At 53.3% G+C, this 20,198-nt stretch carries 20 protein-coding genes; 1 reads left to right on the top strand and 19 read right to left on the bottom strand.

All coding sequences use genetic code 11. The features are described from left to right. Positions 1-273: 273 nt before the first annotated feature. The gene (gene glmS / locus ACSF8X_RS02055; protein ID WP_047880758.1) at positions 274-2,109 is read right to left on the bottom strand and encodes a glutamine--fructose-6-phosphate transaminase (isomerizing); all 1,836 of its coding nucleotides are present in this window, start codon (positions 2,107-2,109) and stop codon (positions 274-276) included. Between the two features lie 9 nt (positions 2,110-2,118). Next, positions 2,119-2,892 carry a DeoR/GlpR family DNA-binding transcription regulator gene (locus ACSF8X_RS02050; protein WP_047880757.1) on the bottom strand — a complete coding sequence of 258 codons (774 nt, stop codon included), beginning with the start codon at positions 2,890-2,892 and terminating at the stop codon, positions 2,119-2,121. Positions 2,893-2,982: 90 nt separating this feature from the next. On the opposite strand from ACSF8X_RS02050, the gene ACSF8X_RS02045 reads away from it, so the two are divergent. Then, positions 2,983-3,108, top strand: a complete 126-nt coding sequence (locus ACSF8X_RS02045) for a hypothetical protein (protein WP_500850596.1) — start codon at positions 2,983-2,985, stop codon at positions 3,106-3,108. Between the two features lie 17 nt (positions 3,109-3,125). Here the strand turns inward: ACSF8X_RS02045 and glmU are convergent, their stop codons facing one another. The 17 genes from glmU to yidC all read right to left on the bottom strand — a co-directional run bounded on the left by glmU (position 3,126) and on the right by yidC (position 20,196). After that, positions 3,126-4,487, bottom strand: coding sequence for a bifunctional UDP-N-acetylglucosamine diphosphorylase/glucosamine-1-phosphate N-acetyltransferase GlmU (glmU, locus tag ACSF8X_RS02040; protein ID WP_500850595.1), 1,362 nt, complete (start codon positions 4,485-4,487; stop codon positions 3,126-3,128). Between the two features lie 195 nt (positions 4,488-4,682). Next, positions 4,683-5,105, bottom strand: a complete 423-nt coding sequence (locus ACSF8X_RS02035; RefSeq protein ID WP_047880871.1) for a F0F1 ATP synthase subunit epsilon — start codon at positions 5,103-5,105, stop codon at positions 4,683-4,685. A 17-nt stretch (positions 5,106-5,122) separates the two neighbouring features. Next, positions 5,123-6,529 carry a F0F1 ATP synthase subunit beta gene (gene atpD / locus ACSF8X_RS02030; protein WP_047880870.1) on the bottom strand — a complete coding sequence of 469 codons (1,407 nt, stop codon included), beginning with the start codon at positions 6,527-6,529 and terminating at the stop codon, positions 5,123-5,125. Positions 6,530-6,561: 32 nt separating this feature from the next. Continuing rightward, entirely contained in the window at positions 6,562-7,428 is an 867-nt protein-coding gene (atpG, locus tag ACSF8X_RS02025; protein WP_047880869.1) for a F0F1 ATP synthase subunit gamma, read from the bottom strand. A gap of 44 nt (positions 7,429-7,472) precedes the next feature. Further along, complete coding sequence (gene atpA, locus ACSF8X_RS02020; protein ID WP_047880868.1) at positions 7,473-9,014, bottom strand: F0F1 ATP synthase subunit alpha; 1,542 nt, start codon at positions 9,012-9,014, stop codon at positions 7,473-7,475. A gap of 16 nt (positions 9,015-9,030) precedes the next feature. Continuing rightward, on the bottom strand, positions 9,031-9,564 hold the full coding sequence (gene atpH, locus ACSF8X_RS02015; protein ID WP_047880867.1) for a F0F1 ATP synthase subunit delta: 534 nt from the start codon (positions 9,562-9,564) through the stop codon (positions 9,031-9,033). 16 nt (positions 9,565-9,580) lie between these two features. After that, a complete protein-coding gene (atpF, locus tag ACSF8X_RS02010; protein ID WP_047880866.1) occupies positions 9,581-10,051 on the bottom strand; it encodes a F0F1 ATP synthase subunit B in 471 nt (156 codons plus the stop codon). Between the two features lie 49 nt (positions 10,052-10,100). Then, complete coding sequence (gene atpE, locus ACSF8X_RS02005; RefSeq protein WP_005302247.1) at positions 10,101-10,358, bottom strand: F0F1 ATP synthase subunit C; 258 nt, start codon at positions 10,356-10,358, stop codon at positions 10,101-10,103. Positions 10,359-10,424: 66 nt separating this feature from the next. Beyond that, on the bottom strand, positions 10,425-11,213 hold the full coding sequence (gene atpB, locus ACSF8X_RS02000) for a F0F1 ATP synthase subunit A (protein ID WP_047880865.1): 789 nt from the start codon (positions 11,211-11,213) through the stop codon (positions 10,425-10,427). Between the two features lie 8 nt (positions 11,214-11,221). Continuing rightward, complete coding sequence (locus ACSF8X_RS01995) at positions 11,222-11,611, bottom strand: F0F1 ATP synthase subunit I (RefSeq protein WP_047880864.1); 390 nt, start codon at positions 11,609-11,611, stop codon at positions 11,222-11,224. 178 nt (positions 11,612-11,789) lie between these two features. Then, entirely contained in the window at positions 11,790-12,677 is an 888-nt protein-coding gene (locus ACSF8X_RS01990; RefSeq protein ID WP_047880874.1) for a ParB/RepB/Spo0J family partition protein, read from the bottom strand. 15 nt (positions 12,678-12,692) lie between these two features. Further along, entirely contained in the window at positions 12,693-13,487 is a 795-nt protein-coding gene (locus tag ACSF8X_RS01985) for a ParA family protein (RefSeq protein ID WP_047880863.1), read from the bottom strand. A 16-nt stretch (positions 13,488-13,503) separates the two neighbouring features. Continuing rightward, on the bottom strand, positions 13,504-14,124 hold the full coding sequence (gene rsmG, locus ACSF8X_RS01980; protein ID WP_047880862.1) for a 16S rRNA (guanine(527)-N(7))-methyltransferase RsmG: 621 nt from the start codon (positions 14,122-14,124) through the stop codon (positions 13,504-13,506). An 8-nt stretch (positions 14,125-14,132) separates the two neighbouring features. Continuing rightward, positions 14,133-16,022: a tRNA uridine-5-carboxymethylaminomethyl(34) synthesis enzyme MnmG gene (gene mnmG / locus ACSF8X_RS01975; protein WP_047880873.1), complete on the bottom strand. Its 1,890-nt coding sequence runs from the start codon at positions 16,020-16,022 to the stop codon at positions 14,133-14,135. A 430-nt stretch (positions 16,023-16,452) separates the two neighbouring features. After that, a complete protein-coding gene (gene mioC / locus ACSF8X_RS01970) occupies positions 16,453-16,899 on the bottom strand; it encodes an FMN-binding protein MioC (RefSeq protein ID WP_500850594.1) in 447 nt (148 codons plus the stop codon). Between the two features lie 178 nt (positions 16,900-17,077). Continuing rightward, positions 17,078-18,445 (bottom strand): tRNA uridine-5-carboxymethylaminomethyl(34) synthesis GTPase MnmE, encoded by a 1,368-nt coding sequence (gene mnmE, locus ACSF8X_RS01965; RefSeq protein ID WP_500850593.1) that lies wholly within the window; start codon positions 18,443-18,445, stop codon positions 17,078-17,080. 134 nt (positions 18,446-18,579) lie between these two features. Beyond that, on the bottom strand, positions 18,580-20,196 hold the full coding sequence (gene yidC / locus ACSF8X_RS01960; RefSeq protein ID WP_500850592.1) for a membrane protein insertase YidC: 1,617 nt from the start codon (positions 20,194-20,196) through the stop codon (positions 18,580-18,582). Positions 20,197-20,198: the final 2 nt, after the last annotated feature.

Raw genomic sequence — 20,198 nt, 5'->3', positions numbered from 1 at the left:
CAACAACAGTAAATGGCTTTGCCTAGCTTTGATTACTTGGTTGCACAACATAAGCCAACTTCTCACCACCAACACAAAACAAACAAAAACAGAAAGTTAAGTGCGTAGACATCTCAACTGGTTGTAATTTGGTTTGCAATAAGTGACAAGCCTGCCTGTCTTTTCAATTTCGCAAAAAAAACGTCATGACAGTCTAGAGAGTAGACAGCGCTCCTTGGGACAGAGACTAAAAAGGCACCTTACGGTGCCTTTTCTTACTATTGATACGCCATATCACTCCACGGTGACGGCCTTGGCCAAGTTGCGGGGCTGGTCAACATCCGTCCCTTTGATAAGTGCGACATGGTAAGACAGCAGCTGCATCGGGATGGTATAGAAAATAGGAGCAATCAGCTCATCGACCTGAGGCATAGTGATGATCTTCATCCCCTCGCTGGCCTCGAATCCGGCTTCGCTATCGGCAAACACATACAGCAAACCGCCTCGGGCACGAACCTCCTCGATGTTAGACTTGAGCTTTTCCAACAGGTCGTTAGTCGGGGCCACCACGATCACAGGCATATCGGCATCAATCAGCGCCAACGGGCCATGCTTGAGCTCACCGGCGGCATACGCCTCGGCATGGATATAGGATATCTCCTTGAGCTTAAGCGAAGCCTCTACCGCGATCGGGTAGAACTCGCCGCGACCGAGGAACAGGGCATGGTGCTTGTCGGCGAAATCCTCGGCCAGCTGCTCGATAGGCTTGTCGAACGCCAACGCCTTCTCGATTTGGGTCGGCAGGGCATGCAACGTATTAACAATCTCGGTTTCGCGTTCACCGTCGATCAGGCCCTTCTCCTTGCCCAACGCCGTGACGAACATCAGCAAAGTCACCAACTGGGTGGTAAATGCCTTGGTCGAGGCCACGCCGATCTCTGTCCCGGCACGGGTCATGAAGGCCAAGTCCGACTCTCGTACCAGCGACGAGCCCGCCACGTTGCAAATCGTCATTGCTGCCATATAGCCCTTTTCCTTGGCAAGGCGCAGGGCTGCCAGGGTATCCGCCGTCTCGCCGGACTGGGATAGGGTAATCAACAAACTATTCGGACGGGTGACGAACTTGCGGTAGCGGAACTCGGAGGCGATCTCAACATCGCAGCTCACCCCGGTCATCGCCTCGAACCAGTAACGCGCGACCATACCTGCATTGTACGATGTCCCGCAGGCCACAATCTGGATATGCTCGACCTGCTGCAGGATCTCTTTGGCCCCGCTGCCGATACTCTCCACCACCACCGAATGACCTGACAAGCGTCCTTCCATGGTATTAATCAAGGCGCTTGGCTGCTCGTAAATCTCCTTTTGCATGTAATGGCGGTACTGGCCCTTGTCGGCCGCATCATGCTGCAGATTCGACTCGTGGATCTCACGGCTTACCGGCTGGCCGGCAACATCAAAAATGTTCACCTCGCGGCGGGTGATCTCGGCCACATCGCCTTCTTCCAGGAACATAAAGCGGCGGGTGACGTTGAGCAGTGCCAACTGATCCGAGGCAAGGAAGTTCTCGCCAACCCCAAGGCCAATCACTAGCGGACTGCCGGAGCGGGCAGCAATCACCCGCTCGGGCTGGCGGCGATCCATCACGACGGTGCCGTAAGCGCCTTCCAGCTGGGCAACGGTCTTCTGAACCGCCTCGAGCAGCGAAGAGGCGCTGCGCAGCTCCCACTCCACCAAATGCGCAATCACCTCAGTGTCGGTTTGCGAATGGAACTCATAGCCACGGCCGATCAACAGCTCACGCAATGCCTCATGGTTTTCGATGATCCCGTTATGCACCAATGCAATATCAGCACCGGACATATGCGGGTGGGCATTGACCTCTGACGGTTCACCATGGGTTGCCCAGCGAGTATGGGCGATGCCCGTCCCACCGGCAGGCTCTGCGCTGGCAGCGGCATCGGCCAGTTCCTGCACCTTACCCAAGCGACGGATACGCTGTAAGTTACCCGCCGTATCGACCACTGCCAAACCGGCAGAATCATACCCGCGGTATTCGAGACGACGCAGACCCTCAATCAGAATTTCAGCCACATCACGCTGCGCAACGGCACCCACAATCCCACACATAATCTTCTCCTAAATGTCTTCGGCGGAGGCGCAGATCACCTGCACCCCATGCTGTTCAATCTGCGCCTTGGCATCCTCAGCCAAGCCGTCATCGGTGATCAGCGTGCTAACCACCTCCCAAGGCAGTTCGAGATTGGGGATCTTGCGCCCAATCTTGCTCGATTCCACCATCACCACCACTTCGCGCGATACCTCGGCCATTACCCGGCTCAATCCCACCAGCTCATTAAAAGTTGTAGTCCCCCGAGCGGTATCGATACCATCGGCACCGATAAAAAGCTGATCGAAGTCATACGATCGCAATACGGTTTCTGCAACTTGCCCCTGAAAAGCCTCGGAATGGGGATCCCAAGTACCGCCCGTCATCAGCAAGGTCGGCTCGCTTTCGAGTTCATTGAGGGCATTGGCGACATTAAGCGAGTTGGTCATGACGACAAGGCCATGCTTGTCCCCCAGAAGGCCAATCATGCAGGCCGTCGTGCTACCGCTATCAATGATGATCCGGTTGTGGTCACGGATACGGGCTGCGGCAGCTTTGGCGATAGATAACTTACGAACCGAAACATTTTCTTCCTGTTCACTGACCATCTCGCTAGGAATGGCAACGGCCCCACCGTAACGGCGCAGTAATTGGCCACTTTTTTCCAGCACAGCCAAGTCCTTGCGAATAGTAACTTCAGAAGTTGAGAAATGTTTGGCAAGAGAGTCGACGCTTACCTCACCGTCGAGATTAACCTTGGTGACAATCATATGGCGTCGCTGTTGGGTATTTCGCTTGGTCATCGTTTACGAACTGATACTTTTAAGTTTCGAACTGAAAGAAATAGTAGCAAAACAAAACTTTTTTGATCAACACTGTTCAATTAATTTTTCATGCGAAACAAGCAGGGGCAGGGGCAGGGGCAGGGGCAGGGGCAGGGGCAGGGGCAGGGGCAGGGGCAGGGGCAGGGGCAGGCTACCCCAGAAACAACAAAGGCAAGGGAGCCCTTGCCTTTGTGATTAGCGTATCACGCCTATTACTTCTGTTTTACCGGACGTTTCCAGCCCTTAATGGTGCGCACAGGGGCACGGGTGATCACCAGCTCGCCCTCGCCGACATTGCGGTTAATCGTCGCACCGGCGCCGATTGTCGCCCCATTGGCCACCTTCACTGGGGCAATTAGCTGGGAGTCCGAGCCGACGAATACATCGTCCCCGATCTCAGTCTTGAACTTATTAGCACCGTCATAGTTGCAGGTAATCGTACCGGCACCGATATTGACCCGATCGCCGATCTCGGCATCGCCGAGGTAGGTCAGGTGGTTGGCCTTTGAGCCCTTGCCCAGACGGGCCTGCTTCATTTCGACGAAGTTGCCGACATGGGAATCACCGGCCAGCTCAGCACCAGGGCGCAGGCGGGTGAACGGCCCCACGGTGCAATCTTCGCCAACGGTCGCGCCTTCAATCACACTGTAAGGGCGGACAATGCTATTGTCGTCAATTTCGCAGTCACGCAGGATACAGCCAGCACCGATCACCACGTTATTGCCGAGCGATACGCAGCCTTCAATGATGACGTTAACATCGATTTCGACGTCCGTGCCGCACTGCAGCTCACCACGCAGGTCAAAGCGAGACGGATCACGTAGCATCACGCCCTGCTCCAGCAGACGCTCGGCCTGCATTGACTGATAGGCACGCTCCAGCTTGGCCAGCTGGATCCGATTGTTGACCCCTTCCACTTCAATCGCGCGAACTGGGTGCACAGCCTCTACCGCGCGGCCTTCATTGTGGGCAATCTCGATAATGTCAGTCAGATAGTACTCGCCCTGGGCATTATCATTCTTCAGCGCCGCCAGCCAGCGTTTGAGATCGCCGCCGTCAACCACCATCATCCCGGTATTGCACTCTTTGATCAGCTTCTGCTCTTCGCTCGCGTCTTTCTGCTCGACGATTGCCACTACCGGGCCATTGCGGCGCACAATACGGCCGTAGCCCGTCGGGTCATCAAGCACAACGGTCAACAAGGCAATGCCGCCCGCAGGCTGGGCATCAAGCAGGTTTTCCAGCGTCTCGCTGCTGATCAGCGGCACATCACCGTACAGGATCAGCACCTTTTCGTTATCGGCGATTTCAGGGGCGGCCTGGTTAACGGCATGACCAGTGCCCAGCTGCTCGGCCTGCAGGATCCAGTTGACCGGCTCATCGGCCAGAGCAGCCTTCATCTGCTCGCCGCCATGGCCATAAACTAGGTGGAGGTTGCTTGCACCGAGGCCAGCACAGGTATCAATAACATGCTTGGCCATCGGCTTGCCTGCCAAGGTATGCAGAACCTTCGGCATGTTCGAGTACATACGGGTACCCTTACCCGCAGCCAGAATCACAGCGCTGAAACTCATGATAATCAATCCCTCTTGATGCGCAGTATCAAATTTATCTTTTTGCATTCTATCGGCTCAATCGCCGGGGGTTAAGCAAAAGCATTAATTTTCGGCAAGTAATAACTAACCCCTGACATCAGGCCATAACTGGGCTGGCTATCTTCAGGCATAAAAAAAGCGACCCGATGGGTCGCTTTTTGTCCTGCTGCCTGGTTAGCGGGCTTTCTTTGTCAGCTCGATAACACGAAGCTGAGCAATCGCCTTAGCCAGATCACTGGCCGCCTGGGCAAAGTCGATGTCGCCATGCTGGTTGTGGATTCGCTCCTCAGCCTGGCGTTTCGCTTCTGCCGCTTTCGCTGCATCCAGATCTTCACCACGGATAGCCGTATCAGCCAGTACCGTCACAGTACCCGGCTGCACTTCCAGCATGCCGCCAGAAAGGTAAATCACCTCCTCGCCGCCATGCTGCTTCACGATGCGGATCATCCCCGGCGTGATAGCGGTCAGCAGCGGGGTGTGACCTGCGTGGATACCCAGTTCACCTTCGCTACCGGTCACCTGAATGTTTTCAGCACGGCCAGAGAAAAGACGCTTCTCGGCGCTGACGACGTCCAGATGGAAGGTTATCGCTGCCATGTCGCCTCCTAATTAGCTTATAGCGTCTTAGCTTTTTCCAATACGTCTTCAATCGCACCGCAGTACATGAATGCCTGCTCTGGGATATCGTCGTATTCGCCAGCTAGAAGACCCTTGAAACTACGCAGCGTATCTTTCAAAGATACGTAGATACCAGGCTGACCGGTAAATACTTCTGCCACGTGGTAAGGCTGAGTTAGGAAACGTTCGATCTTACGCGCACGGGATACAGCCAGCTTGTCGTCTTCTGACAGCTCGTCCATACCCAGAATAGCGATGATATCTTTCAGCTCTTTGTAGCGCTGAAGGATAGACTGCACGCCACGCGCGATGTCGTAGTGCTCCTGGCCAACAACCAATGGGTCCAGCATACGTGATGTAGAATCCAATGGGTCGATCGCTGGGTACAGACCCAGAGATGCGATCTGACGAGACAGTACAACGGTCGCATCAAGGTGGGCGAACGTGGTCGCCGGAGATGGGTCAGTCAAGTCATCGGCAGGTACGTAAACGGCCTGCACAGACGTGATAGAGCCCGTCTTAGTTGATGTGATACGCTCCTGAAGAACACCCATCTCTTCAGCCAGTGTCGGCTGGTAACCTACTGCAGATGGCATACGGCCAAGCAGGGCTGATACTTCTGTACCGGCCAAGGTATAACGGTAGATGTTATCGATGAACAGCAGTACATCACGGCCTTCATCACGGAACTTCTCAGCCATAGTCAGGCCAGTCAGTGCAACACGTAGACGGTTACCTGGTGGCTCGTTCATCTGGCCGTAAACCATTGCTACTTTCGAAAGCTCTGGATTCTCAACGTTTACAACGCCCGCTTCCTGCATCTCGAAGTAGAAGTCGTTACCCTCACGGGTACGCTCACCAACACCGGCAAATACTGACAGACCTGAGTGCTGGATTGCGATGTTGTTGATAAGCTCCATCATGTTAACGGTCTTACCTACACCCGCACCACCGAACAGGCCGATTTTACCACCCTTGGCGAATGGACAAATCAGGTCGATAACCTTAACGCCGGTTTCCAGCATGTCGGTTGTATTCGACTGTTCTTCGTAGCTTGGTGCTTCACGGTGGATCGCGTAGCGCTCTTGCTCGCCAATCTCACCACATTCATCAATTGGGTGACCCAGAACGTTCATGATACGTCCTAGGGTTGCTGTACCAACTGGCACCTCAATTGGGCGGCCTGTATTTACAACAGACAGACCACGACGCAGGCCGTCAGAACTACCCATTGCGATACCACGAACAACACCGCCACCTAACTGCTGCTGAACTTCCAGCACAAGGGTGCCGTTTTCCTTTGCATCAACGTGAAGGGCATCGTATACCTGCGGTACCGAGTCCTGTGGAAACTCTACGTCGACTACCGCACCGATGATCTGTACGATCTTACCTGTAGCCATCGTTAATCCTCTAAACTTGTTTATTCTTTGCCTTAAACAGCAGCTGCACCAGAAACGATTTCAGACAGCTCTTGTGTAATCGCGGCCTGACGGGCCTTGTTGTACACAAGCTGCAAATCGTTGATCAGGTTACCTGCATTGTCTGTGGCTGCTTTCATCGCGACCATTCGAGCTGCCTGCTCACTGGCAAGGTTCTCGACCACGCCCTGGTAGACCTGTGACTCCACATAGCGGACCAGCAGGGTATCTAGCAGAACTTTTGGCTCGGGCTCATAAATGTAATCCCAAGAATGGTTGCGCTGCATGTCTTCGTCTTCCGACTTCGGCAAAGGCAGCAATTGATCGATCACTGGCTCCTGGACCATGGTGTTAACAAACTTGTTGTACACCAGGTACAGGCGATCCAACTGGCCTTCATCATATTTCTTCAGCATTACGCCAACGGTACCGATCAGCTCGTGCACTGATGGCTTGTCACCCAGGCCAGACACCTGAGCGGCAACATTACCGCCATAGCTGTTAAAGAATGCGGTCGCCTTGGAGCCAATCAGCGCCATTTCTACTTCCGCACCTTGCTGTGACCATGTCTGGATATCTGTAATGGCTTGCTTGAACAAGTTAATGTTCAGGCCACCACACAGACCACGGTCAGTCGAAACAATGATGTAACCAACGCGCTTGGCTTCACGCTCCTCAAGATAAGGATGCTTATACTCAAGGCTACCAAGGGCGATATGACCGATCACTTTGCGCATAGTTTCTGCGTATGGACGTGATGACTCCATAGCGTCCTGCGTTTTACGCATTTTGGACGCTGCCACCATTTCCATCGCCTTAGTGATCTTCTGAGTGTTCTTAACACTACCGATCTTGTTACGAATCTCTTTTGCGCCGGCCATCGTTACTCTCCGTTAGTAGGTGATCGCAAGCGACCACCAACCAATTACCAAGTCTGGGTCGCTTTGAAATCGTTCATCAGTTTGGTGAACTGAGCTTCGATTTCGTCGTTCCACGCACCCGTTTCATCAATCTGAGACACTAGCTCAGCAAATTGACCTTTGGCATAAGAAAGTAGCGAAGCCTCGAAGTCGGCCAGCTTAGCCAGCTCAACATCGTTCAGGAAGCCTTTCTCCGCAGCGAAGATCACCACTGCCTGCTCGAATACAGACATTGGCGAGTACTGCTTCTGCTTCATCAGCTCGGTTACTTTCTGACCGTGGTCAAGCTGCTTCTTCGTCGCGTCATCTAGGTCAGACGAGAACTGAGCAAATGCAGCCAGTTCGCGGTACTGAGCCAGAGCGGTACGGATACCACCAGACAGCTTCTTGATGATCTTGGTCTGAGCCGCACCACCAACACGCGATACCGAAATACCTGGGTCAACAGCAGGACGGATACCAGCGTTGAACAGTTCGGTCTGAAGGAAGATCTGACCATCGGTAATCGAAATAACGTTAGTCGGTACGAATGCCGATACGTCACCCGCTTGCGTTTCGATGATAGGTAGGGCAGTCAAAGAGCCGGTACGGCCTTTCACTTCACCGTTGGTGAACTTCTCTACATAGTGCTCGTTAACACGTGCTGCACGCTCTAGAAGGCGAGAGTGGAGGTAGAAAACATCACCAGGGAAGGCTTCACGGCCTGGCGGACGGCGTAGCAGTAGCGAGATCTGACGGTAAGCAACAGCCTGCTTAGACAGGTCATCGTATACAATCAGGGCATCGTCACCGCGGTCACGGAAGTACTCACCCATCGCACAGCCAGCGTATGGTGCTAGGTACTGCAGGGCAGCCGCTTCAGACGCAGAGGCAACAACCACGATGGTGTTTTCCAGCGCGCCGTGCTCTTCCAGCTTGCGTACTACGTTAGCGATAGTAGAGGCTTTCTGGCCGATAGCGACATAAACAGAGTAGATACCAGAGTTTTTCTGGTTGATGATGGCATCGATCGCCATCGCGGTCTTACCCGTCTGACGGTCACCGATGATCAGCTCACGCTGGCCACGGCCGATTGGAATCATCGAGTCGACGGCTTTGTAGCCGGTCTGAACAGGCTGGTCAACCGATTTACGGTCGATAACACCCGGTGCAATCACTTCAACTGGAGAGTATGTCTCAGTCTCGATTGGACCTTTGCCATCGATAGGCTCACCCAGGGTGTTAACCACACGGCCAAGTAGGGCTTTGCCCACCGGTACCTCAAGGATACGGCCGGTACCTGTTACTTTCATGCCTTCCTGAAGGTCGGCATACGGGCCCATTACAACCGCACCAACCGAGTCACGCTCAAGGTTTAGTGCCAGGGCGTAACGGCCACCCGGTAGTTCAATCATCTCACCTTGCATTACATCAGCAAGGCCATGGATACGAATGATACCGTCGCTTACAGAAACGATAGTACCTTCGTTACGCGCTTCACTCGCAACATTGAAATTTTCAATACGCTGCTTGATCAGTGCGCTAATTTCCGTGGAATTAAGTTGCATGCTCCAATTCCCCAAATCAAGACTGCAAGGTATCGCTCAGGCGGTCTAGTTTGCCGCGTACTGAATTATCGATAACCAAGTCTCCAGCTCTAATCACAACCCCAGCAATCAGGGTCTCGTCTACACTGCAGTTCAGCTTAACCTTACGCTCAAGGCGCGCTTCCAGCTTCGTGCTAATTGTCTCAAGCTGAGTGTCATCCAGCGCAATCGCGGAAGTCACTGTCGCCTGGATGGTCTTGTCATGATCGCTTTTCAGGACCATGAACTCATCACAAACAGCAGGAAGGGCTTTCAGGCGGCCATTCTCGGCCATCACCTTAATCAGGTTCTGGCCGAATTCGTTGAGTTGCTCACCGCATACTGTCAGAAAAATCTCTGTCAGCTTGTCCGCCGCGTAACCGCTATCCAGGATGTCCTGAATAGTCTCGTCACGGGTGACTTCGGCAGCAAAGGAGAGCATTTCGGCCCAAGGGCCCAGCTCGCCTTTTTCAACCGCAAGATCAAAAGCTGCTTTAGCGTAGGGGCGTGCGATAGTAGTCATATCCGACATGTGCGTGCCCCTTTAATCACAGTTCTGCAGTGACTTTGTTAAGAAGATCAGCGTGCGCATCTTTATCGATAGAACGCTCAATGATTTTCTCAGCACCAATCACGGCCAGAGTTGCAACTTGTTTTCTTAGTTCATCGCGTGCGCGGTTGCGTTCGGCTTCGATCTCAGCAAGACCTTGGGCCAGAATTTTCTCACGCTCAACTTGGGCTTCCGCCTTCGCTTCGTCGATGATCTGAGCTTTGCGCTTGTTCGCTTGCTCTACGATCTCTGTTGCAGTACGTTTTGCATCTTTCAGTTGGTCAGCTGCATTCGACTGCGCCAGGTTCAGGTCTTTGGCAGCGCGATCAGCCGCTGCCAAACCGTCAGCAATTTTCTTCTGACGTTCTTCAATTGCTTCCATGATCGGTGGCCATACATATTTCATGCAGAACACGACGAACATGAAGAAAGCAATAGCCTGCCCCAGCAGAGTTGCATTCATATTCACAACGCATCTCCTTAAAAAGGGTTGCTATGGATCCGTTCGTTAGTTTGAATTAACCAGCTAGCTGGCCAACGAATGGGTTTGCGAATGTGAATAGCAGAGCGATTACGATACCGATCATTGGAACCGCATCAAGCAGACCCGCAATGATGAACATCTTAACTTGTAGCATTGGTGCCATTTCAGGCTGACGCGCAGCGCCTTCAAGGAACTTACCACCTAGAAGTGCGAAGCCGATCGCTGTACCCAGTGCAGCAAGACCTACAATGATGCCCACGGCAATTGCAGAAAAGCTAAGTAAAGTTTCCATCACTATCTCCAGTTTATTGTTGTCGGCTAAAGTGCCAGTAAAAATTGAATAATTTACAAATAATCGTTAATGATTGTCTTCATGCGCCTGAGACAGGTACACAATAGTCAACATCATAAACACGAATGCTTGAATTGTAATGACCAGGATGTGGAAAATTGCCCACGGTAACGACCCTAGCCATTGAGCCCACCACGGCATTAGCGCCGCAATAAGGATAAACACCACCTCACCTGCAAACATGTTACCGAACAAACGCATACCCAGTGAAATAGGTTTCGCCAGTAGCGATACCACTTCAAGAAGCAGGTTGAACGGGATCATGATCGGATGATTGAACGGGTGAAGAGCCAGTTCTTTAACAAAGCCACCCAGTCCTTTCACCTTGATGCTGTAGTAGATCATCAATGCGAAAACACCCAGTGCCATTGCCATGGTGATGTTGACATCAGCCGTTGGTACCACCTTGAGGTAAGGAATACCCAGCCAATGCTCTGCAGGATACGGAAGAAAATCAATTGGCACTAAGTCCATGATGTTCATCAGCATAATCCAGCAGAAAATGGTCAGAGCCAGAGGAGCTATCAGCGGGTTGCGGCCATGGAAGGTATCCTTGACGTTAGTGTCAACGAACTCAACCAAGATCTCCACAAAACACTGTAGTTTTCCAGGGACTCCTGATGTCGCTGATTTCGCAGCCTTACGGAATACCCAAAGAAAGAGTAGTCCCGTCAGGGCTGAGAAAAACAGGCTATCAATATGAACCGTCCAAAAGCTTCCATCACCCACTGCCAGATTGGTCAAGTGGTGAGTAATGTAGCCCGACGGCGTTAGCGCTTCACCTGGCGCAGCCATAACTCATCCTATTTGTTGTTGTTAATGAATAAAACCGGCCCAAAGATATTAATACCAAGAGCCAGCAAATAGGCCAGTTTGAGGGGAACAAGTTCCACCTCGGTATACAGGTAAACAACGGAAAATAGGATGACTGTGATGAGAATTTTCAGTACCTCACCGCCATAGAATGACGCCATGATCAGACGGGCCTTGCGGGCACCGCTGAACAGGAAGGCACAGCAAGCAAAGACAGCTTGGGCAACAATAAAGATACCGCCACCGATAAGTGCTGAGATTCCCCAGTCAACACTGACAGCAAAAACTGACAGAATTGCCGTTGTCAACACGACGCCAGATTGTAACAAAAACATCCGTTTCGCCAATTGGCGTCCCGGTTTAACTAGCGCCGATACCATGTATTCGTTCCTCGAGTCCGTTCCTCGGCACATTCAGTGTGCAGGGAAAACAGCGAAAATTATACGGTTCATCAGATTGAAAGCAATCGAATAGCAGCAAAAAAAAGTGTTAGATTTTACAACACAATAACCTGATCACACGCGCGTAATATTTGCAACATTTTAAACACAGCAAAAATCACACTTCGTAACCAAGTTTTTCAAGGAGTTGCGTCAATTTGTCAGCTTCATCATAACTGATAACGATCTTGCCTTTACCATTTTTTTGTTGGCTGATAGCCACTTGCGCACCAAACCGCTCACTCAGTTGCGTTTCTGCCACCGCAAGACGGGTATCAACCGGCTTGGCAGGCACCTCTTCAACAGGGGCCAACAGCTTCTTGACCAGTCGCTCGGCGTCACGAACAGTTAACATCTTGGTGACAATTTCCTGGGCGGCATCCCACTGCTTTTCAGCAGGAAGAGCGAGCAGGGCGCGGGCATGGCCCATCTCAATTTTACGCTGCTCAACCAAGCGCTTAACAGGTACTTCAAGCTGGTTAAGACGCAGCAAATTCGATACCGCTGCCCGGGATTTACCGACGGCTTCGGCCACTTGCTGGTGAGTCAGTGAAAACTCACCAATCAGCCGTTCTAGCGCCTCGGCTTCTTCGATAGCATTGAGATCCTCACGCTGGATATTCTCAATCAGAGCAATCGCCACGGTGGCCTTGTCGCTCACATCACGAATAATACAAGGGACTTTCTGAAGCCCAGCTTGACGTGATGCCCGCCAACGTCGCTCGCCGGCGATGATTTCGTATTGCTGGCCAGCCGTCTTGCGCACCACGATAGGCTGGATCACACCTTGGACACGAATTGAATCGGCCAATTCGGCCAATGCCTCATCGGACATATCCTTGCGCGGTTGGTAACGGCCAGGTACCAGCAAGCCGACCGCCAGTTCTTGTAACGAACCTTCAGCAGTCAGCGACTGGGCCTGTACAGCCTGTTGCTGCCGGGCCTGGGCCACCGAGCTGGTAGCCAGTAATGCATCAAGGCCCTTTCCAAGGCCTCGTTTGTTCATATTCATGGTTGACCCTTAAGCATCCGCAGCGCTGCCTTGATAGGCAAGCTCGTCCCGGCGGATAATTTCCCCGGCCAATGCCAGATACGCCTTGGCACCGCTCGAGTACTTGTCGTAGTACATTGCCGGGCGGCCGTGGCTTGGCGCTTCGGCCAAACGGACATTACGCGGGATCACGGTTCGATAAACCTTGTCACCAAAATGCTTCTTGAGCTGCTGCGATACTTCGCTGGCCAGTCGGTTGCGCGGATCGTACATCGTCCGCAGCAAGCCTTCGATCTTCAGATCGCTGTTTACAACAGCAGTCAGCTTGCTGATGGTATCCATCAGCGCCGTTAGGCCTTCAAGGGCGAAATATTCGCACTGCATCGGCACCAAGACCGAGTCAGCTGCAGTCATAGCATTGATTGTAAGGAGATTTAAGGCCGGAGGACAATCAATAAAGATGAAATCATAGTTATCACGAACTGCCGCCAGCGCGGTGCGCAGGCGGACTTCGCGGGCAAAGACTTCCATCAATTTGATTTCCGCCGCAGTCACATCACCATTGGCGGCAATCAGGTGATAGCCGCCCGTGGTTTCGGTGATCACCACCTCGTTGAACGGGGTTTCCTCGACGAGAAGATCGTAGGCAGTGGCATCAACCTGATATTTGTCGACACCGCTTGCCATGGTGGCATTGCCCTGGGGATCGAGATCAATCACCAGCACCTTACGCTGTGTCGCAGCCAGTGACGCCGCTAAGTTAACGCATGTTGTGGTTTTACCCACGCCACCTTTCTGGTTGGCAACCGCTATGACTCTTCCCACGAAAATCCCTCGTCCATTAATCCTTTGCTGCCAAGATTACTAGATGGCGCTCGCCTTCTAACTCAGGAACTTGCAAAGATTTGACCTCTGTCACAGAACACCATTCAGGTAGCTCATCAACCTCGTGTTGGTGGAACTGTCCTTTCAGGGCCATGAAACAGCCCTGCTGGGTAGGCAGATGGCGGCACCAAGACACCATGTCCGTCAGCGAGGCGAAGGCACGGCTCAGCACCATGTCGAAGCCTGTTTCCGGCTGAAACTCCTCAACTCGGCTCTGCACCGCGGTCACGTTCTCAATCCCCAGCTCATGCGTTACCTGACGGATGAAGCGGATCCGCTTACCCAAGCTGTCAAGCAGGGTAAACGCCTTGTCCGGGTTCATGATAGCCAGCGGGATCCCCGGCAGGCCAGGGCCGGTACCGACATCGATAAAGCGCTCACCGTCAAGGTGAGTGCTTACTACGATACTGTCCATGATGTGCTTAACCAGCATTTCGTTAGGATCGCGGACAGAGGTCAGGTTGTAGGCCTTGTTCCATTTGTCCAGCATGGCGACGTAACCAACCAGCTGGTCTACCTGGTGGTCAGAGACCACCAGATCCGTTTTTGCTATCAGCTGCAGCAAACGTTGTTTCACAGTAACTCCTATTCGCCTTTCTTCAGCATGCCTTGTTTTTTGAGGTATACCAGTAGCAGCGATACCGCCGCCGGGGTGATCCCCGAGATACGCGATGCCATCCCGATAGTTTCAGGCTTGGCGTCGTTGAGCTTGGCGATAACCTCGTTGGACAGACCTTTCACCACGCTGTAATCGAGATCCAGCGGCAGCTTGGTATTCTCGTGGCGCAGTGATTTTTCGACTTCGTCTTTCTGGCGATCGATGTAACCTTGGTACTTAACCTGAATTTCCACCTGCTCGCTCGCCTGCTCGTCCTCGTGGGCCGGGCCGAACTTCTCCAGAGCGGTCAGCTGCGCATAAGTCACTTCAGGGCGACGCAGCAAATCTTCGCCGCTGGCCTCGCGAACGATCGGCGACTTGATAATGGCGTTGACCTCGTCCACCTGCTCGGAGGTCGGGGTGATCCAGATCCCTTTCAGGCGCTGACGCTCAAGTTCGATGTTCTCGATTTTCTGGTTGAAGCGCGCCCAGCGCTCGTCGTCAACCAACCCGAATTCACGGCCGATTTCAGTCAGGCGCAGATCGGCATTGTCTTCACGTAGCAGCAAGCGATATTCAGCACGCGAAGTGAACATGCGGTACGGCTCTTTGGTGCCCATTGTCGACAAATCGTCAATCAGCACGCCCATGTAGGCCTGATCGCGGCGCGGGCTCCAGCCTTCTTTGTCCTGCGACAACAAGGCAGCGTTCATACCGGCAAGCAAGCCTTGTGCGGCAGCTTCCTCGTAACCTGTCGTGCCGTTGATCTGGCCGGCAAAGAACAAGCCTGCAATAAATTTGGTTTCGAATGTTTGCTTCAAATCACGCGGATCGAAGAAATCGTATTCGATGGCGTAGCCCGGACGGACGATATTGGCATTCTCGAAGCCCTTCATTGAGCGAACAATTTGCATCTGAACGTCAAACGGCAGGCTGGTAGAGATCCCGTTAGGGTACAGCTCATGCGTTGTCAGGCCTTCCGGCTCGATGAAGATCTGGTGGCTGTCCTTGTCGGAGAAGCGCATCACCTTGTCTTCGATCGACGGACAGTAGCGCGGGCCGATCCCTTCGATCACACCGGAATACATCGGGCTGCGATCCAGGTTATTGCGGATCACGTCGTGGGTGCGCTCGTTGGTGTGGGTGATAAAGCATGGAATTTGACGCGGATGATCCGACTGCTTACCCATGAATGAGAACACCGGGGTCGGGTTATCACCATGCTGGGCCTGCAGTTGGCTGAAATCCACACTGCGCGCATCGATGCGCGGTGGTGTCCCCGTCTTGAGACGATCAACGCGGAAAGGCAGTTCGCGCAAGCGCGCTGCCAGGGCGATCGATGGTTGATCACCAGCACGGCCGCCGCTGTAGTTTTCCAAACCAATATGGATCTTACCGCCAAGGAATGTACCGACGGTCAAAACGACCGCTTTGGCGCGGAATTTCAGCCCCATTTCGGTCACGACACCGACTGCACGATCGTTTTCGACAATCAGATCGTCAACAGCCTGTTGGAACAACATCAAGTTTGGCTGGTTTTCCAGCTCGTGGCGGACAGCAGCCTTGTATAGCGCACGGTCGGCCTGGGCGCGAGTGGCACGTACTGCCGGGCCCTTGGATGAGTTCAGGGTCCGGAACTGGATCCCGCCCTTGTCAATGGCACGTGCCATCAGACCACCCAGGGCATCAACTTCTTTAACCAGGTGTCCTTTCCCGATCCCGCCGATCGCCGGGTTACATGACATTTGGCCTAGCGTATCGATATTGTGTGTCAGTAGTAGGGTTTTCTGTCCCATTCGGGCAGCAGCAAGTGCGGCTTCAGTACCTGCATGGCCGCCACCTACAACGATGACATCAAAATTATCCTGGTAAAACATGGAACCACCTCGGGTATTCAAAAATGCCAGTGAGTTATCTTTGAGCAAAGGTTGATCATTCTATCCTGTTTCAGGAAAAGAGAGAATCTTTCATGAAGATCATTTGATCTTGGGAGGGAAGAGAGAATTAAATATATATAAGATCTTTTTAAAGATCTTCTACTGGATCTATTATTTAGATCCGGCGATCGTGTGGATAAGCGTTAAATGATCTTAATGATCATGGTTTTATAGAGGATCATTTCCTGTGGGGGAGCATGGATCTCTATGAGGATTAGCTGGGATCAAAATGGCAACTTATCAACAGCCCCACCTTGGGGATAAAGTTATTAAATGGATAACTATGGGTTGATCACTGTTTAGAACCATAGTTATCCACAGAAAAAATATTAAAATCGATCGTTTTTTGGAAAAAATATCGCCGGTTTTACTATCGATCCAGCTGCTTTTCCCAGTCTTCCAACCATTTTTCTGCCGGATCTTCCGGTACCGGATCTTGCGAAACATCGATTTCTAGTCGCTCTCCCTGGCGGATTGCCCCCAGTTGGGCGAGTTGCTTGTCGATATTTTTCGCAGCGGCGCAGAAAGTATCGTAGCTGCTGTCGCCAAGGCCGATAATGCCATACTTCAGAGCCGACAAATCGGGCTGTTGGGAGGCCAGTTGGGCGGCGAAAGGTTGGAAGTTGTCCGGATAGTCACCGGCACCATGGGTTGAGCATACCACCAGCCAGATAGTATCTGTCGCCAGCTGTGCCAGATCGGGTTGGTTGGCGATATCGGTGTTATGGCCGGCTTGTTCTAGCAGATCGCTGAGGTGGTCAGCAACGTATTCGGCACCGCCGAGGGTACTGCCGGTGATTAGGGTGATATGGCTCATTGTGTCCTCTCTTGTTTGCCATTTGTGCACAGTGGTTCTGTACACAGCTATTTTACTGGCTTGAACGCAGGAGGAAAGGGGGGATCCGCGGATTGAGGATCTTTCATGGGAGGGGTTATACACAGCCTGTCCCTAGGATCGGAACAGGCTGGCATTTAGATCGCGAAGGTGATCGTTACTACTTTCCGATGCAGAAAGAGGTAAAGATCCGGCCAAGCAGATCGTCCGAGGTGAATTCCCCGGTGATTTCGCTTAGGTGTTGCTGGGCGAGGCGGAGCTCCTCGGCGAGGATTTCCCCGGCCATGAAGCCTTCAAGCTGCTCTTTGCCGGTCTCGAGGTGGCTGGCAGCGCGCTCCAGGGCATCCAGGTGGCGGCGGCGGGCCATGAAGCCACCCTCGGTCGTCCCTGCAAAGCCCATGCACTCCTTGAGGTGCTCACGCAGGCTGTCGACACCGTCGCCGGTACGGGCGGAGAGGCGGATAAGGGTTGGGTTGTTGACGTGGCAGATCCCGGCGCTTTCCCCGGTCAGCTCGACCTTGTTGCGGATGACGGTGATACCAAGTCCCTGTGGCAAGCGTTCGATGAATTCCGGCCAGATATCGGCTGGATCGGTGGCGTCAGTGGTGGTGCCGTCGACCATAAACAGGACGCGATCGGCCTGCTGGATTTCGTCCCAGGCGCGTTCAATACCAATTCTTTCGACCTCATCCGAGGCCTCGCGCAGGCCAGCAGTATCGATGATGTGCAGTGGCATGCCGTCAATGTGGATATGCTCGCGCAGGACGTCGCGGGTGGTGCCGGCGATGTCGGTAACGATGGCACTGTCCTTGCCCGACAGGGCATTGAGCAGGCTGGATTTGCCGGCATTAGGGCGGCCGGCGATAACTACCTTCATCCCTTCTCGCATAATCGCGCCCTGATTGGCCTCGCGTCGTACTGCATCAAGGCGCTCGATAATGCCGTTCAGATCGTTGCTGACCTTGCCGTCAGACAGAAAGTCGATTTCTTCCTCGGGAAAATCAATGGCGGCCTCGACGTAGATACGGAGGTGGATCAGTGACTCGACCAGTTCGTTGACCCGGGTCGAGAACGCGCCCTGAAGCGATTTGAAGGCGCTCTTGGCGGCTTCTTCGGAACTTGCATCAATCAGATCGGCAATCGCTTCGGCCTGCGCCAAATCCAGCTTGTCGTTCATGAAGGCGCGCTCGGAGAACTCGCCTGGGCGGGCGGTACGGATGCCGTCGATTTGCAGGATGCGGCGGATCAGCATATCCATCAGCACTGGGCCACCGTGGCCCTGAAGCTCGAGGACGTCTTCGCCGGTGAAGGAGTTCGGTCCTTTGAAGAACAGGGCGATACCTTGGTCGAGGGCGTTGCCGTGCTCGTCTTTGAACGGCAGGTATTCGGCGTAGCGGGGTTTGAGCTCGCGGCCGGCCACGGTCAGGGCGACGTCGGCCGCCTTTGGCCCGGAAACTCGGATAATACCCACACCACCGCGTCCGGGTGGGGTGGCTTGGGCAACGATGGTATCTGTATGTTCGATCATAATTTTAGCTTTGCTTGATAAATACGCTGTAATTGTAAACAGAGTCGGGCGGATTGCCCAGCGATGGTCGCAGTAAGAAATCGTGCTTACAAAAAAGGCGACCCTGAGGTCGCCTTTTTCAGTGCTGCACGGTGTTACTTGGTATGCAGGCCTTTCTTCTCCAGCGCGCGGTAAATCAGCGTCTGCTGGATCAGGGTTACGATGTTCGATACCAACCAGTAAAGAACCAGACCTGAAGGGAAGAACAGGAAGAAGAAGGTAAACATAACCGGCATGAAGGTCATGATCTTCTGCTGCATCGGATCGGTGACTGTGCTTGGGCTCATCTTCTGGATCATGAACATGGTCGCACCCATCAGGATCGGCAGTACATAGTACGGGTCCTGGGCCGACAGGTCATGGATCCAGCCGAAGAACGGTGCATGGCGCAGTTCGACAGATTCCATCAGTGCCCAGTACAGGGCGATGAAGATAGGCATCTGCAGCAAGATTGGAAGACAGCCACCCAACGGGTTGACCTTCTCTTTCTTGTACAGCTCCATCATTTCCTGGCTCATACGCTGGCGGTCGTCGCCTAGACGCTCGCGCATTGCCTGCAGTTTAGGCTGAAGCATACGCATCTTGGCCATTGAGGTGTACTGCGCCTTGGTCAGCGGGTACATCGCACCACGGACAATGAAGGTCAGGATGATGATCGCGACACCCCAGTTGCCAACCAGGCCTTCGATGAACGAAAGCAGGCTGTGCAGCGGGCTTGCGATGAACCATAGCCAGCCGTAGTCGACAGTCAGGTTCAGGTTCTGTGCCGTTGCTTCCATCTGCTCTTGCAGCTTAGGACCTACCCACAGTGTTGTTTTCAGGGTGTCCTGCTGGCCGGGAGCAATCGTGGTCACAGGAAGGCGTACGCCGATAAAGCCCAGGCCGTTGTTGGTCAGGGTATAAAGCTGGCTTGTACCTTCGCCGCGTGGGATCCATGCAGAGACGAAGTAGTGCTGCATCATCGCAGCCCAGCCGTGCTCTTTGATTTCCAGCGACAGGTTCTTGTCCTGCATGTCTTCGAAGCTGTACTTCTTGTACTTGACGTCGTCGGCAGAGTAAGCACCGCCACGGTACGTCGGCATCGTCAGGCTGCTGCCGTCGTCCATCAGGTTCTGCTTAAGCTGGGCATACATCTGGACAGAGGCTGGCTTGTCGCTCTGGTTGTCGACGGTGTAGTCAACATTGACCGCGTAGCTGCCGCGCTCAAGGACGAAGGTCTTGGTGTAGCTGATCCCGTCTTTCTGGTAGGTCAGCGGAACACGTAGTTCCTTCTGGCCTTCTGCCAGGGTAAAGCTGTCAGCGCTTGCTTTTAGCTGGGCGCGTCCTGCTGTTGAGTCGATGCCGTTGGCGCCGATCAGGCCTGACTGGGCAGTATAGACGTGGTTAGGAATATTTTTCAGAAGGACGAACGGGTCGGTTGAGTCCAGCTCGTTGTCGTAAGCCAGCAATTTGGCTTCGATGATATCGCCACCTAGCGTATCGACAGTCAGCGCGAGTACATCGGTGTTGATGGTGATCAGGTTATTGGATGAGCTTTGGTCAGTAATTGGCTGGCCATCACCGGAGTGTGAAGGGACATCACCACTGATGTTTGCTTGTTGCGCTACACCCTGGCCCTGAGGCTGAGGATTGCTGTCCATGTTCCATTGTTGGAAAAGCAGGAACGAGACAAACAGTAGGGCAATTAACAGAATATTGCGTTGGGAATCCATCG

Source organism: Photobacterium panuliri, assembly GCF_059920555.1.
The sequence above is the reverse complement of the archived record's forward strand: the minus strand, read 5'-3'. Positions and strand labels throughout refer to the sequence as shown.